Annotated in this window: 14 protein-coding genes; 3 read left to right on the top strand and 11 right to left on the bottom strand. The window is 66.7% G+C overall.

What is annotated here, in order from left to right; translation table 11 throughout:
* Positions 1–93 precede the first annotated feature (93 nt).
* From bamB to ndk, 6 genes are all read right to left on the bottom strand, one after another.
* Positions 94–1281, bottom strand: coding sequence for an outer membrane protein assembly factor BamB (gene bamB / locus D9R12_RS01080; protein ID WP_122227086.1), 1188 nt, complete (start codon positions 1279–1281; stop codon positions 94–96).
* Entirely contained in the window at positions 1281–1919 is a 639-nt protein-coding gene (locus tag D9R12_RS01075) for a YfgM family protein (protein WP_122227084.1), read from the bottom strand. Before D9R12_RS01075 ends, bamB begins: the two co-directional genes overlap by 1 nt.
* 63 nt (positions 1920–1982) lie before the next feature.
* On the bottom strand, positions 1983–2861 hold the full coding sequence (locus D9R12_RS01070; RefSeq protein WP_122227082.1) for a helix-turn-helix domain-containing protein: 879 nt from the start codon (positions 2859–2861) through the stop codon (positions 1983–1985).
* Positions 2858–3652, bottom strand: coding sequence for a tetratricopeptide repeat protein (locus D9R12_RS01065; protein WP_425479027.1), 795 nt, complete (start codon positions 3650–3652; stop codon positions 2858–2860). The genes D9R12_RS01070 and D9R12_RS01065 overlap by 4 nt, the downstream gene beginning before the upstream one ends.
* A gap of 7 nt (positions 3653–3659) precedes the next feature.
* The gene (gene rlmN, locus D9R12_RS01060) at positions 3660–4871 is read right to left on the bottom strand and encodes a dual-specificity RNA methyltransferase RlmN (protein WP_122227078.1); all 1212 of its coding nucleotides are present in this window, start codon (positions 4869–4871) and stop codon (positions 3660–3662) included.
* Positions 4872–4883: 12 nt separating this feature from the next.
* Positions 4884–5309 carry a nucleoside-diphosphate kinase gene (gene ndk / locus D9R12_RS01055; protein ID WP_122227077.1) on the bottom strand — a complete coding sequence of 142 codons (426 nt, stop codon included), beginning with the start codon at positions 5307–5309 and terminating at the stop codon, positions 4884–4886.
* Positions 5310–5526: 217 nt separating this feature from the next.
* Between ndk and D9R12_RS01050 the strand changes: the two genes are divergently transcribed.
* The 3 genes from D9R12_RS01050 (at position 5527) to D9R12_RS01040 (ending at position 9924) form a co-directional block, all read left to right on the top strand.
* Positions 5527–6162 (top strand): TetR/AcrR family transcriptional regulator, encoded by a 636-nt coding sequence (locus D9R12_RS01050; RefSeq protein ID WP_122227076.1) that lies wholly within the window; start codon positions 5527–5529, stop codon positions 6160–6162.
* 28 nt (positions 6163–6190) lie between these two features.
* The gene (locus D9R12_RS01045) at positions 6191–8590 is read left to right on the top strand and encodes a 3-hydroxyacyl-CoA dehydrogenase/enoyl-CoA hydratase family protein (protein ID WP_122227075.1); all 2400 of its coding nucleotides are present in this window, start codon (positions 6191–6193) and stop codon (positions 8588–8590) included.
* Between the two features lie 125 nt (positions 8591–8715).
* A complete protein-coding gene (locus D9R12_RS01040; RefSeq protein WP_122227074.1) occupies positions 8716–9924 on the top strand; it encodes an acetyl-CoA C-acyltransferase in 1209 nt (402 codons plus the stop codon).
* Between the two features lie 98 nt (positions 9925–10022).
* Here the strand turns inward: D9R12_RS01040 and galU are convergent, their stop codons facing one another.
* From galU to D9R12_RS01015, 5 genes are read right to left on the bottom strand one after another with little or no spacing between them, the layout of a single operon-like run.
* The gene (gene galU, locus D9R12_RS01035; RefSeq protein ID WP_122227072.1) at positions 10023–10925 is read right to left on the bottom strand and encodes a UTP--glucose-1-phosphate uridylyltransferase GalU; all 903 of its coding nucleotides are present in this window, start codon (positions 10923–10925) and stop codon (positions 10023–10025) included.
* On the bottom strand, positions 10922–12829 hold the full coding sequence (locus D9R12_RS01030; protein ID WP_014160888.1) for a polysaccharide biosynthesis protein: 1908 nt from the start codon (positions 12827–12829) through the stop codon (positions 10922–10924). Before D9R12_RS01030 ends, galU begins: the two co-directional genes overlap by 4 nt.
* Positions 12826–13809: an MraY family glycosyltransferase gene (locus tag D9R12_RS01025; protein ID WP_122227070.1), complete on the bottom strand. Its 984-nt coding sequence runs from the start codon at positions 13807–13809 to the stop codon at positions 12826–12828. The genes D9R12_RS01030 and D9R12_RS01025 overlap by 4 nt, the downstream gene beginning before the upstream one ends.
* Positions 13809–14987, bottom strand: coding sequence for a lipopolysaccharide assembly protein LapB (gene lapB / locus D9R12_RS01020; protein ID WP_014160890.1), 1179 nt, complete (start codon positions 14985–14987; stop codon positions 13809–13811). Before lapB ends, D9R12_RS01025 begins: the two co-directional genes overlap by 1 nt.
* A gap of 4 nt (positions 14988–14991) precedes the next feature.
* Positions 14992–15285: a LapA family protein gene (locus D9R12_RS01015; protein WP_122227068.1), complete on the bottom strand. Its 294-nt coding sequence runs from the start codon at positions 15283–15285 to the stop codon at positions 14992–14994.
* Positions 15286–15340 lie beyond the last annotated feature (55 nt).

Below are 15340 nucleotides of genomic sequence, written 5' to 3'. Positions count from 1 at the left end.
AGGCCATGACAGGCGCGACGAAGCGACACAGGATACGAAAACGGGGAGCCGGACGCATGTTCCGGCTCCCCCCGACAGGCTCGCAGGCCTGGTTCAGTTGATGCGGAATGCGGTCAGCTTGCCATCGGTGTTCTGCACCAGCAGCACGCCGTCGGCGACCACCGGCTGGGCCCGGACCGGGTCGCCACCGGCGCGCTCGCGGGCCACGATCTGGCCATCGTCCAGGCGCAGCCAGTGCACATAGCCCTCGTAATCGGCGACCACCGCGTAGTCGCCGTGCACCACCGGCGCGGTCAGCGAGCGGCGCAGCAGCTTCCGGTTGGACCACAGCGAACCGCCACTGTTCTTGTCCAGCGACCACACCGCGCCGCCGTTGTCGGACAGGACCAGGCTGGTCGGCCCCATGCCCAGGCCGCCCGGACCGCCGTTGTCGCGGTTCCACAGCGGGCGACCGCTGGGGCCGTCGATGGCGATGGTCGAGTTCTTGTAGCTGGTGGCGTAGATGGTGGTGCCATCCAGGGCCGGCGCGCCATCCACATCGGCCATGCGCTCCAGCTCGGTGCGGCCCTCGGGCCGGCCGACGGTCTGGTCCCAGATCGGGTGGCCATCGTTGAGCGCCAGTGCGCTCAGGGTGCCGTCGTCGTCGCCGACGAAGACCAGGCCAGGGCCCAGGGTGACCGGACCATTGCCGCGCACGATCAGCGCCGGCTGGTCCCGGTTCCAGAACCAGCGGCGGGTGCCGTCGGTGAGCTGATAACACAGCACCTGGCCATCGTTGGCGTGCACGACCACGTTGCCCTGGCCGATCACCGGCGGGGCGATGATCTCGTTGTTGGCCTGGGCCGACCACTTCTCATCGCCGGTGGCCGGATCCAGCGCGATCACCTTGCCCGACAGCGTGCCGACCACCACCAGACCCTGGCCTGCGCCGACGGCCGAGACCCGCTCTTCCTTCATCTTGTGCTGCCATAGCTCCTTGCCGGTCTGTAGGTCCAGGGCGCGCACGCCACCTTCGATGGCCGCTGCATAGACACGGCCCTCGAGCACGGCCGGCCCCTGGCGCGTGCCGAGCAACTGCTCGCCCTTGCCGGCGCTGGCCGACCACAGCTTGTCGACCTTGATCGCGTTCTCCAGCTTGTCCAGCGGCAGCGGCTCGGTGGCGGCCTTTTCGGCGGCCTTCTGGTCATCGCCGAACCAGCCCTTGATCGTGCTGCAACCGGACAACACTGCGACCAGCGCGACCACCACGGCGGCGCGCTTCATGTTGACAACCACATTCATCAGATCGACTCCGCGGGCCCGGGCGGGGTTCCGCCGGCGTTGGTGAGTTTGACTTCCACCAGGCGGCGCTGCGGCGAGGCAACGTCCAGGCTGGTCAGCGCCTTGAGATAGGAATCACGCGCCTGTTCGCGCTTGCCGGCCAGGACCATCGCATCGCCGCGCACTTCAAGGGCCAAGGCGCTGTCGTAGGCGGACAGCAACTTGATCGCATCCTCGGGCTTGCCGGCGTCGTTGAGCAGGCGCGCGGCATGCAGGTCGGCGTAAGGCTTCATCGCCGCCTCGGCCGGCATGGACTTGAGCGTGGCCAGGGCGGCATCGGCCTGCCCGGCCTTCACCTGCGCCTGGGCCAGCTGCAGCACGGCCAGCTGGGCATAGACCGAATCGCCCTGCTTGCGCAGTGCGACGACCTTGTCCTGGGCAGCCTTCAGGTCGGTGCCGGCGATGGCCTTGACCGCCGCGGCGTAATCCCCATGGCCGGCCTGGGCCTGCTGCTCCCGGTGCTGGCCCCACCACTTCCAACCGAAGATCAGCGCCAGTCCGAGTGCGATACCGCCGAGCAGGCCGGCGCCGTTGTTCTTGAGCCAGGTGCGGACGCGCTCACTCTGTTCGTGCTCGTCCAGCAGGTCATCGATTGCCATGCGTACTCTCGCCCCGCGCCGATGCGGGGTCATCTGATTGCGACTGTCTGGACCCTTCGCGGGTCAGTCCTGAACCGGCGCCAGTGATCCATCAGAGGATACCGCAAAGCGCGCCACGTTGGCCCGCTGGTACGGCGCCAGATCCACCGTACTCCCGCCTTGCTGAACCTGAACCGCGCTCGCATTGCCGAGCTTGACCCGTGCGACTTGACCGGGCTGGAAGTGGCGCTGCTGACCTGCCCTGAGCAGCCCGCGCTCGATGATCTGGCCGTTCGGGCCGTCGATCTCGACCCAACTGTCGCCGCTGAATTGCAGCTTCAGCGCAGGCGTGGCATTGGCCGCCGCTGGCGGCTCTCGATTCAGGCGCGGCGCCATCGACGCGGTAATCGGGGCGTCGGCCACCACGGCCGGCACCACCACCGGCGCGGACGAGGGCGCGGGCACGGCAGCACCTGGCCTGGCCTGCGCCTCGGTCGGCGGCTTGGGCAGCACGTCCAGCGAGGCGGTCCTGAGCACCTGCTGGCCGGCGCCGTCGGACAGCAGCAGCCACACCGGCACGGCGAAGAAGCACAGGGTGATCACCACGTACACCGCGCGCCGCGAAGCGCTCTCGAACATGCGCTGGTAGCGCGGGGTGTGGGTGTGGCTGACCAGTTCCACCGGCCTGATGGCCTGCAGGGTGGAGTGCTCCAGGTCATCGTCCAGGTTCACCCCGACCAGCCGGGCGTAGCTGCGCAGGTGGCCGCGCACGAACACCGCCGCACCCAGCTGCTGCCAGCGCCCGGCTTCGATCGCCTCGACGATCCGCGCAGGCAGCTTCAGCGCCGCAGCGGCCTGCTCAAGCGTCATGCCCTGCTGCTCACGGGCGCGGCGCAGGCTTGCGCCAGTCTCCTTCTGCTGCCCGTTCTCGGGCGCCGAATGGGTCCTGTTCGGATCGGTCATGGCCGTGCACTTTCCCCGGAGCTTGCCGCAGCGGCATCGGGGAACTCCGCCCGCAGCCGCTGCCGATATTTCTCGGCGGCTGCCCTGTCGCCGAGCTTGGTTTCAATGTCGGCTGCAAGTTGTAACACGCCCGGGTCGACAGGTGCAGCTGTCATCCTGCGTTCGATGAAGGCACGCGCATCCATGAACTGGCCCAACCTGTATTTGTTGCGGGCCATCGACACCAGGGCGTACGCGTTGGTCGGGTCCAGCGCCAGCGCCTTGCGCAGGTCGGTTTCCACCCGCTCGTACTGGCCGGTCTGCAGTGCGCAGCCGCCGGCATTGGCCAGGGCGCCGGCCGGGTTGTAGTTGGGCGCGGCGATGGCGCGGTCGAACCACACCAGCGCCTCGGCCGGGAAGCCGTTGCCGCAAAGCCAGGCGCCATAGTTGTTGAGCATGCCGCCATCGTTGGGCGCCAGTTCGGCAGCCTTGCGGTAATACTCGCCAGCCGCCTTGGACTGGCCGCGGCGATCGGCCACGATTGCCAGCAGGGTCAGTGCGCCGACCGAACCGGGATTGCGCCCGAGCACCTTCGACGCTTCCTGCTCGGCGGTCTTCAGGTCGCCGACCCGCAGGCGCTGTTCGGCCAGCCCCAGGCTGTCCTGTTCTTCCAGGCGTTGCCGGGTGGCCTTGCTGTCGCTGACCCTGTATTCGCTCTTGGGCGCATCGAACTCCCTGATGCCGCCCTTGGGACGGACGAAGGTCAGCCGCGAGCAGCCGCTGGCGGCCACCGCGATGAGCGTGGCAACCAGCAGCAGGTTACGCAGCCGCATCACCCAGGCCTTGTTCGCGCAACTGGCGGTTGAACGCGGCCTGGCGGCGGGTGCGATCCATCACCTGTCCCTTGAGCTGGCCACAGGCCGCATCGATGTCGTCGCCGCGCGTGCGGCGGACCATCGTCAGTACCTGCTGGTCCAGCAGGATTTTCTGGAAGGCGCGGATGTCGCTCTCCTCCGAGCGCTGGTAGCGCGTGCCGGGGAACGGATTGAACGGGATCAGGTTGACCTTGCCCGCCTCGCGCGACTGCATCTGGTTGCCGAACTGGCGCATCAACCGGGCCAGTGCGCGCGCATGCTCGGGCTGGTCGTTGACGCCCTTCATCAAGGTGTACTCGAAGGTGATCGAATCGCGCCTGGGGCTGGCTTTCAGATAGCGCGCGCAGGCGGCCATGAGCTGCTCGATCGGGTACTTCCTGTTGAGCGGCACCAGCTCGCTGCGCAGCGCATTGTCGGCCGCATGCAGGGAGACGGCCAGCGACACGTCGCTTTCGCTGGACAGGCGATCGATCATCGGCACCATGCCGGCGGTGGAGAGCGTCACCCGCTTGCTGGCCAGGCCGTAGCCCAGGTCGTCGCGCATCACGCTCATGGCGCGCACGACGTTGTCGAAATTGGCCAGCGGCTCGCCCATGCCCATCATCACCACATTGGTGAGCCGGCGGATCTGCGCCGGGACGTTGCCCAGATGGCGTGCAGCCACCCAGACCTGGCCGATGATCTCGGCCGTGGACAGGTTGCGGTTGAAGCCCTGGGTGGCGGTCGAGCAGAACTGGCAGTTCAGCGCGCAGCCGACCTGCGAGGACACGCACAGCGTGCCGCGGGTCCTGTCGGGGATGTAGACCGTTTCGATGGCGTTCTTGCCATCGGCGCCCATCGACAGCAACCACTTGTGGGTGCCGTCGGTGGAGGGCTTGTCGAACACGATGTTCGGGACGATCACCTCGGCATGCTGCTGCAGCTTGGCACGCAGGGCCTTGCCCAGGTCGGTCATTTCGTCGAAATCGGTGACGTAGCGGTGATGGATCCACTTCATGACCTGGTGGGCGCGGTAGCGCTTCTCGCCGAGGGTGTCCTCGAAGAAGCGCTCCAACCCGAGGCGATCGAGATCGAGCAGGTTCTGCTTGCGCACCGCTGCCACGGCGACGGAGTCACCGGGCGTGGTCACGCTGGGAAGCGACACGATCTCGTTCACGATGGCGCGACCTCAGCGCGAAACCACATCGGTGGAAGCGAACCAGTAGGCCACTTCAATGGCCGCATTCTCGACCGAGTCCGAGCCGTGGGCGGCATTGGCCTGGATCGAATCGGCAAAGTCGGCGCGGATGGTGCCCGGCGCGGCGTCCTTCGGGTTGGTCGCGCCCAGCAGGTCGCGGTGGGCCAGCACGGCGTTCTCACCTTCCAGGACCTGGATCATCACCGGCCCGGAGATCATGAACTCGACCAGCGCATTGAAGAAGGGGCGGTCCTTGTGCACCGCGTAGAAGCCTTCGGCCTCGCGACGCGAGAGTTGCCTGTACCTGGCCGCGACAACCTTCAGGCCGGCCTGCTCGAAGCGGGTATAGATCTGACCGATGACGTTCTTGGAGACGGCGTCGGGCTTGATGATGGACAGGGTGCGCTCCAGCGCCATGGGGTCTTCTCCGAAGGGCGGGCCACTTGAGCCCAAGGTTACATGAAAAAACCCGCGTGGGAACGCGGGCTTAGGTTTGATTGTTGTACAAATTCTAACGTATCACCGGGCATCATGCAGCGCTTGGCCGCGCACTGATTTTGCGGCGATGCAGCATGACTTGGACACACTGCAGGCGCAGACTCAAACAAGCGTTTGATTCACCCAATCGGAACCCATGGCCGCAGGCACTCCATTTTCCACCAAGGACCGCATCCTGGGCGCGGCCGAGGAGCTGTTCGCGGTGCACGGATTCGCCAGCACCTCGCTGCGTCAGGTCACCACCCGCGCCGATGTCAACATCGCCGCGGTCAACTACCACTTCGGGTCCAAGGAAAATCTGGTCAACGAGGTCTTCCGCCGGCGCATGGACGTGATGACCGCGGCCCGCCTGAGCCAGCTGGAAACCGCGCTGCAACAGGCACCGGGCAAGCTCGAGCCGATCCTGGCCGCGTTCGTGGAGCCGGCGCTGGCCATGGCCCAGGACGGCCAGGGCGGCGGCGCCTTCGTCCGGGTCATCGCCCGGGCCTATGCGGAGAAGAACGACAATCTGCGCAAGTTCCTGTCCGAACACTATGGGCATGTGCTGCGCGAGTTCGGCAAGGCCATTGCCGAATGCCTGCCTGAACTGAGCAAGGAAGCGCTGTACTGGCGCCTGGACTTCCTGGCCGGCGCCCTGACCTATGCCATGGCCGATTTCGGGCTGATCAAGCGCCCGGCCCACGTCGCCGAAGCTGCGCATCGCCAGCGCGCCGCACGCGAACTCATCCGCTTTGCCGAGGCCGGGCTTCGCGCCGGCAGCGTCGAATCGTAATTTCAACCAAAACAAAGGCTTGTTGACTATGTCTGAGAAACTGCTTGTCCGTCGTGCCGCGGTGCTGGGCGCCGGCGTCATGGGCGCCCAGATCGCCGCGCACCTGACCAACGCTGGCGTGGACACGGTCCTGTTCGACCTGCCGGCCAAGCAAGGCCCTGCCGACGGCATCGTGCTCAAGGCCATCGCCAACCTGGGCAAGCTCTCGCCCGCGCCGCTGGCCAGCAAGGCCCTGGCCGAGGCGATCACCGCGGCCAACTACGGTACGCCTGATGACAGCAGCGGCCTGGAGCAGCTGCGCGAGTGCGACCTGATCATCGAGGCGATCGCCGAGCGGATGGACTGGAAGCAGGAGCTGTACCGGAAGATCGCCCCGTTCGTCTCGCCTACCGCGGTGCTGGCCTCCAACACCTCGGGCCTGGGGATCAACGCGCTGGCCGATGTCCTGCCCGAACAGCTGCGCCACCGCTTCTGCGGCGTGCATTTCTTCAACCCGCCGCGCTACATGCACCTGGCCGAGCTGATCCCGGCCCGGACCACCGACAAGGCCGTGCTGGAAGGCCTGGAGGCCTTCCTGGTCACCACCCTGGGCAAGGGCGTGGTCTACGCCAAGGACACCCCGAACTTCATCGGCAACCGGATCGGGGTGTTTTCGATCCTGTCCACGATCCACCACACCGAAGCATTCGGCCTGGGCTTTGATGAAGTCGACGCGCTGACCGGCCCCCTGGTCGGGCGGCCCAAGTCGGCCACCTACCGCACCTCGGATGTGGTCGGCCTGGACACCATGGCTCACGTGATCGCGAACATGGCCCAGACCCTGCCCGACGACCCGTGGCACCAGTACTTCAAGTCGCCCCAGTGGCTGGAAGCGCTGGTTTCAAAGGGCGCACTGGGCCAGAAGACCGGCGCCGGCATCTTCCGCAAGGCCGGCAAGGACATCGTGGTGCTGGACCTGGAAAAATTGGGATCGGCCAATCCCTACCGCCCGGCCGACCGCGCCGCGGCACCGGAAGTGGTCGAGATCCTGAAGATCAGGGATCCGGCCGAGAAGTTCGCCAGGCTGCGCGAAAGCCAGCACCCGCAGGCCCGGTTCCTGTGGGCGACCTTCCGCGACCTGTTCCATTACAGCGCCTACCACCTGGCCGACATCGCCGAAACCGCGCGCGACGTGGACCTGGCCATCCGCTGGGGCTACGGCTGGTCGCTGGGCCCGTTCGAGACCTGGCAGGCCGCAGGCTGGAAGCAGGTGGCGCAGTGGATCGCCGATGACATCGTCACCGGCAAGAGCATGTCCAGCGCACCGCTGCCGGACTGGGTGTTCGATGGCCGCGACGGCGTGCATGCGGCCGAGGGCTCGTACAGCCCGGTGCAGAACGCCAAGCTGCCGCGCTCGGCGCTGCCGGTCTACAGGCGCCAGCGTTTCCCCGACCCGCTGCTGGGCGAGCAGTTCGCGCAGGGTGAAACGGTGTTCGAGAACCAGGGCGTGCGCATGTGGCACGACGGTGACGAAGTGGCCGTGGTCAGCTTCAAGACCAAGATGAACACCGTCTCGGACCAGGTGCTCGATGGCCTGCAGGAAGTGGTCGGCCGCGCCGAGCGTGACTTCAAGGGCCTGGTGATCTGGCAGCACGCCGAGCCCTTCTCCGCCGGTGCCGACCTGGCCGGCGTGCTGGGCCTGCTGCAGGCCGGCAAGATCGATGCGTTCGAGGCGATGGTCACCAACTTCCAGGCCACCAGCCAGCGGATCAAGTATTCGCTGGTCCCGGTGGTGGCCGCAGTGCGCGGCCTGGCCCTGGGCGGTGGCTGCGAGTTCCAGATGCACGGCGCCAGGACGGTGGCCGGGCTGGAAAGCTACATCGGTCTGGTCGAGGCCGGGGTGGGCCTGCTGCCGGCCGGCGGCGGCCTGAAGGAGCTGGCGGTGCGCGCCTCCGAGGCCGCCGGCCCGGGCGGCGACGTGTTCGCCGAGCTGAAGAAGATCTTCGAGACCATTGCCATGGCCAAGGTTTCCACCTCTGCGATCAACGCCAAGGAGCTGGGCCTGCTGCGCACCACCGACAAGGTGGCCTTCAACCCGTACGAGTCGCTGTACATCGCCCGGAACGAAGCCTGCGCACTGGCCGAGTCCGGCTATCGCCCGCCCCTGCCCGCGCGCCGCATCCAGGTGGCCGGCGACGTCGGCATCGCCACCTTCAAGATGCTGCTGGTCAACATGCTCGAAGGCCGCTTCATCAGCGAGTACGACTACGAGATCGCCAGCCGTATCGCCACCGTGCTGTGCGGCGGCGAAGTCGACCGCGGCGCGCTGGTGGACGAGCAATGGCTGCTCCAGCTGGAGCGCCGCCATTTCGTCGAACTGGCCCAGCAGGACAAGACCCAGGCGCGCATCAGCCACATGCTCAAAACCGGCAAGCCGCTGAGGAACTGATTGAAGCCGGGACTCGGGTTGCGGGACTCGGGACTCGGAAAACGCCGGCCGCCCTGGCTTTTTCGAGTCCCGAAACCCCAGTCCCGAGTCCCGATCGCCCATCGCCCAAAATTTTCGAGAAGCCCATGACCAGACAAATCCAGGATGCCTACATCGTCGCCGCCACCCGTACTCCGGTGGGCAAGGCGCCCAAGGGCGTGTTCCGCAACACCCGGCCCGATGACATGCTGGCGCACGTGCTGAAGTCGGTGATCGCCCAGGCACCGGGCATCGACGTGACGCGCATCGACGACGCCATCATCGGCTGCGCCATGCCCGAGGGCGAGCAAGGCATGAACGTGGCGCGCATCGGCGTGCTGCTGGCCGGCCTGCCAAACACCATTGCCGCCCAGACCATCAACCGCTTCTGCTCCTCCGGGTTGCAGGCCGTGGCCCTGGCCGCCGACCAGATCCGCCTGGGCAACGCCGACCTGATGCTGGCCGGCGGCACCGAATCGATGTCGATGGTGCCGATGATGGGCAACAGGATCGCGCTGTCGCCGTCAGTGTTCCACGACGACCACGTGGCCATCGCCTACGGCATGGGCATCACCGCCGAGAAGGTCGCCGAGGAATGGAAGGTCTCGCGCGAAGACCAGGACGCCTTCGCCGTGGCCTCGCACCAGAAGGCCACCGCCGCAATCCAGGCCGGCGAGTTCAAGTCGGAAATCTCGCCTTACCAGGTCGTCTCGCACCAGCCGGACCTGGCCGCTGGCGGCACCATCCGTTTGCGCAAGCTGCTGGTGGAAAACGACGAGGGTCCGCGCCCGGATTCGTCGATCGAAAGCCTGGCCAAACTGCGCCCGGTATTCCGCAACGGCCAGTTCGGTGGCAGCGTGACCGCCGGCAACTCCTCGCAGATGAGCGACGGCGCCGGCGCGGTGCTGCTGGCCTCCGAGCAGGCGATCAAGGACTACGGTCTGACCCCGCTGGCGCGCTTTGTCAGCTTCTCGGTCGCCGGCGTGCGACCGGAGGTGATGGGCATCGGCCCGATCGCCGCGATTCCCAAGGCGCTCAAGCAGGCCGGCCTGAACAAGGGCCAGCTGGACTGGATCGAACTCAACGAAGCCTTCGCCGCGCAGGCGCTGGCGGTGATCCGCGACAGCGAGCTGGATCCATCCAAGGTCAACCCGCTCGGCGGCGCGATCGCCCTGGGCCATCCGCTGGGCGCGACCGGCGCGGTCCGCACCGCCACCATCGTCCACGGCATGCGCCGTCGCCAGCACAAGTACGGCATGGTGACCATGTGCATCGGCACCGGCATGGGCGCAGCCGGCATCTTTGAAGCACTTTGATCGGATCCTGGCAGCGCCCTGGAATCGAACCTGGCGAACCGGCATGAAGAAGGCGGCCATTGGCCGCCTTCTTCGTCAGCACACTGAAACCGGCAAGATCATTCGGACTCGCGAACGCCCAGTTCCTTCAGCGCATTGCGCATGGCTTCGGCCGCGGCTTCGCCGATTTTTTCGCTATGCAGCGCGTAATGGATGGTGGCCTCGACCAGGCCAATGTGCGCCCCGCAGTCAAAGCGCGTGCCCTTGAAGCGATACGCATTCACGGGCTTGCGCTTGAGCAGCGCGGCGATGGCATCGGTCAGCTGGATCTCGCCGCCGGCACCGGGCCTGGTGTCTTCCAGCAGTTTGAAGATGCTGCCATCGAGCACGTAGCGTCCGACCACGCCAAGGTTGCTCGGCGCGTCCTCTGGCTTGGGCTTTTCGACTATCGCATTGATCCTGCCACTGCGACCGTCAAAGGCATCGGTGGCGACGATGCCGTAGCTGGCGGTCTGTTCAGGCTCGACATCCTGCACCGCGATCTGGCTGGCGCCGGTGGATGCATGGGCGTCGGCCATCTGCTTGAGCGCGCCGTCACCGTTGCGATTGACGATCAGATCGTCAGGCAACATCACCGCAAATGGCTCGTCGCCGACAATGGTCTTGGCGCACAGGACCGCATGGCCCAGGCCCAGGGCTTCGGTCTGGGTCACGAAAATGGCACGCACGCCCTTGGGCAGCGGATTGCGGACCTTGTCCAGCAGCTCCAGCTTGCCCGCGGCCTCGAGCTTGTCTTCCAGCTCGTAGGCCTTGTCGAAGTAGTCGCCGATCGCATGCTTGTAGCGGTTGGTCACGAAGATCAGCGTATCGCAGCCGGCTTCGACGGCCTCATCGACCGCGTACTGGATCAATGGCCTGTCAATGATGGGCAGCATTTCCTTGGGCACCGTCTTGGTTGCCGGCAGAAAGCGCGTGCCAAGCCCGGCAACGGGAAACACTGCCTTGTGGATACGCTGGGTCATCGGTAAGTCCTGGCCTCTCGGGTTGGGAAGGGAACCACGGTGCTGCTCGCCTTGTGCTCCGGCGCGGGGCTGAACTCTGGGATCGCCGCGTGCAGGATGCGGGTGATCGCATCGGTGTCGTAATCGGCGACAGCTTGCCGCAGCTGTTGCAATGCACGCGTGATGGATTCGCCGGAAACCTCGCGCGCGCGCGCTTCCAGGATCTTGGAATGGGCCGTGGGTTGATACAGCTCATCGGCATGGAACAGGGTCTCGTGCAGCTTCTCGCCCGGACGCAGGCCGGTGTAGGTGATGGCCACGTCGCGTCCGGGCTGCTTGCCTGCAAGGCGGATCATCTGTTCGGCCAGCACGCGGATCGGGATCGGCTCGCCCATGTCCAGGGTGTAGATCGACGCATGGGCCGCGCTGGCGGCGGCCTGCACGATCAACTGGCAGGCTTCCGGGATGGTCATGAAGTATCGGGTCACCTCGGGATGGGTCACCGTCACCGGGCCGCCATTGCGGATCTGTTCGCGAAACAGCGGCACCACCGAGCCGGCCGAATCGAGCACGTTGCCAAAGCGCACCGTGGTGAAGCGGGTCCGGCCACGTTCGTCCAGGCTCTGGCAGGCCATTTCGGCCAGGCGCTTGCTCGCCCCCAGCACGTTGGCCGGGTCGACCGCCTTGTCGGTGGAGATGAAGACAAAGGTCCCGACCTCGGCCTGGCGGCAGGCGCGCGCCATGGTTTCGGTCACCAGCACGTTGTTGCAGATGGCCTCGCGCAACTGGCCTTCCAGCAAGGGCACGTGCTTGTAGGCCGCGGCGTGGAAGACCGCGTCGGGCCGGGCCATGTCCAGTGCACGCCTGATCGCGGCCGGATCGCCGCAGTTGCCGAGAAATGGCAGGATTTCCAAGTCGGGAAACGCCCGGGTCAATGCCTCGTGCGACTTGATCAGGGCCAGCTCGCTGATTTCCATCAGCGCGATGCGCTGCGCACCGTGGCGCGCGCACTGCCGGCACAGTTCCGAACCGATCGAGCCGCCTGCACCGGTCACCAGCACCGTGCGCCCACCCAGCCAGCCGCGGATCAGCTTCCAGTCAGGGGTGACCGGCTTGCGGCCCAGCAGGTCGTCGATCGCCACTTCCTTGAGCTCGCCCGGCAGCGAGCGCCCCTCGAGGATGTCGACCAGCCGCGGCACGGTCCGGAACGGCAGGCCGGTGCCTTCGCAGATGCCGACCACGCGCTGCATCGCGGTGGCATCCAGGGAAGGCATGGCGATGACGATCAGGCGCGCGGCGGTCTCGCGCGCGATCGTGCCGGCGTCGGCCAGTTCGCCCAGGACCGGCACCCCGCGCAGCTTGGTGCCGTGCAGGCGTTTGGCATCGTCGAGGATGCCCACCGGCTCCCAGGCGCCGCTGCGGCGCAGGTCACGCAGCAAGGCCTCGGCGGCGCGCCCGGCGCCCAGCACGAGCACCCGCTTGGCCCCCAGCTCCATGACATCGCTGGTCTGGTTGTCCTTCCATGCGCGGTACAGCAGCCGGGGCAGGCCCAGCAGGCCTACCAATGCGAACGGATACAAGACCAGCGCAGCACGCGACACCGCATCAATGCGGTTGTAGATCACCAGCCCGATGGCAATGGCGAGCAGGCCGACCAGACCGGCCTTGAAGATGTTGCCCAGGTCCGGGACGCTGGCAAAACGCCACAGCCCGCGATACAGGCCGACCCGCCAGAACACCAATCCCTGGGCGCCCAATACGATCCACGATTCGGTCGACCACCAGGGGAGCGCAGGGGCCCCGGGCACCATCGCGTAGCGCAGCCAGTGCAGTCCATGCCAGCACAGCCAGACCATGACCAGGTCGTGGCAAATGATGGCCACGCGTGGCAGCGAAATGGACAGGCGTGTGCGCCATTGCTTCATTCAGCGTTCCTTATCCCTGGAGTTTCGAGCCTTTGCTGCCGCGACCAGATCCAGGACGCGAGCACACACACACCCAGTGCGACCATCAGCGCGACCATGAAAGTGGTCTGCCAAAGGGTCACCATGGAAATGGTAGCGGCGATTGAGAACAAAGCACAGAGGACGGTCACCGGTGTGTGCCCATGGCGACGCGCAGCGCGCTGGTAGGCATGCGTGGTGTGCGGCTGCCACCAGGCTTCTTGGCAAAGTACACGACGGAGCAGAGTGAAGCCTGCGTCAATGCTGAACGCGCAGATCGGCAACAGCGTCAATGGCAGCGCTTCCACACCCGTGATCGACAGTGCGATCAGCCCGGCGAGCACATAGCCCAGCGCCCCGCTGCCGACGTCGCCCATGAAGATCCTGGCGCGCGGGAAGTTCATCGGCAGAAAGCCCAGGCATCCGGCACACAGCGCCCAGGCAATCCAGGCCCACGGTGCGGGCAGCACCAGGGCATAGCCGGCGGCGGCAATGGCCGCCTGGCTCGCGGCCAGGCCGTTGATGCCGTCCATGAAGTTCCAGATGTTCACCAGGCACACGGCAAACAGCCAGCCCAGCACGACCTGCCACCATGGCAACGCCTGCATGGCCAGTGCGCCGGCCAGCAGCGAGGCGGCCAGCAGGTGCACCACGAAGCGTCGCGCAGCAGGCAACGGGCGATGATCGTCCATCCAGCCGATCGCCGCCACCATCAGCAGTCCACCTGCAAACAGGCCGATCGACCGCGCATGCGTCGGCGCGCGCCAGGCCAGCCATGCACAGGCAAGCAGGACCACGGCCGCGATCGCGATGCCGCCACCGCGCGGGGTGGGCACCCGATGGCTTCGGCGTTGGCCCGGCGCGTCCAGCAGGCCACGCCACAACGCGTAACGACGGGTTCCCCAGGTCAGCGCAGCAGCGGCGCCTGCGTGCAACAACAGCCACGGCAGCAGGCCCGGCATCAGACGACGGCGTAGTTCAGCAAGGGCTTGACCGTGCCCCACTCCTTGCAGCTGGGACATTGCCAGTGGTGGGTCCGTGCGCCGAAGCCACAACGGGTGCAGCGATAGCTGGGGTTGCGCACCAGCAACTGGTCGGTGATGTGCTTGAGGTCATGCAGCGTGGCGTCCGGATCGGTGCCTTCCTGCAGGGTCAGATCGATCAGGGCCGCCTCGCCACGCACCGAGGGGCGATCCTTGAGCTGGCGGGCCAGGTACACGCGCGCCTGGTGCAGGCCGTCGTGCTTTTCCACCAGCTTGGCCAACGCCAGCACTGGTGCGATGCCGCGATAGTGCTCGCACATCTCCGACAGGAACGCCCGTGCACCCGGCACATCCCCCACCTTCTCGTAACTGTCCAGCAGTCCGGGCAGGACTTCGGGCAGGTAGTCTGGATCGTGCCGTGCGGCACGCTCGAAGGCGCGAATGGCCGCCTCGGGGTTGCCTGCCTCCACTTCCAGCCGCCCTTCCAGGATGCCGGCCCGCACCGACTTGGCATCGGCCTGGTAGGCACGGGCGATGGCGGCGCGGGCCGAATCAATGGCATTGGCCGTGCGATAGCGCTCGGCCAGCTCGCATTCGAACTGGGCCACCAGCTTGCCCATCGGCTCGCCCGTGGCTTCCTCGAAACGGGTCGCGTTGTCGATCGCCTTTTCCCAGTCGCGCTCGGCCTGGTAGATGCCGATCAGATGGCGCAGCGCCTGCGGCGCGCGCTGGTCGATCCGGGCCAGGTCGGTGAATACGGTTTCGGCGCGGTCCAGCAGCCCGGACTTCATGTAGTCCTCGCCCAGGGCCAGCAGCGCCTGGACCCGCTGCTGATCGCTCAGGTCGTTGCGCTGGACCAGCCCCTGGTGCAGGCGGATCGCGCGATCGACTTCGCCACGACGACGAAACAGGTGTCCCAGGGCGACCTGGGTCTCGAAGGTTTCCTTGTCCAGCTCGGCCACATGCAGGAACAGCTCGATGGCCTTGTCCGGCTGTTCGTTGAGCAGGTAGTTCAGGCCGCGGAAGTAGGTACTGGACAGATGGCTGACCTGGCTGACGTTGTGGCGCTGGCCACCGCGGCGGCCAATCACCCAGCCGATCAGCGCAGCCAGCGGCACGAACAGGACAAACCAGAACCACTGGTCGAGGAACTCCATCGAATCAGACTCCGCTGCCCGGGGGGGCGTCGGTGGTGGGCGGGGGCACGGGCGCGGCGGCAACGGGAAGCTTGCCAGCCTTGCGCAGGCGCGCATACAGCGGCCAGGCGACGGTGGCCAGGACGATCAGCGCACCGATGCAGACGCCGGCCAGCAGCGAGACGATGATCGCCGCGCCCGAGCCGGTGGAGATCTGGGTAAACAGCAGGTTGAGCGTGATCGGCTGGGTATTGAGAATGCCGATGACCAGCCCGATGGCCAGGAATGTCAGGGCAATGACCAGGCGGATGATATTCATGCAGCCCCTTCCGGGAACGTTGGCGCCTAGCTTAGCCGAGGCGGGACCGAGGGAC

This window comes from Pseudoxanthomonas spadix, from assembly GCF_003703395.1.
GTDB lineage: Bacteria > Pseudomonadota > Gammaproteobacteria > Xanthomonadales > Xanthomonadaceae > Pseudoxanthomonas_A > Pseudoxanthomonas_A spadix.
Note: the sequence above shows the minus strand (reverse complement) of the source record. Positions and strands in the feature narration are given on the sequence as shown.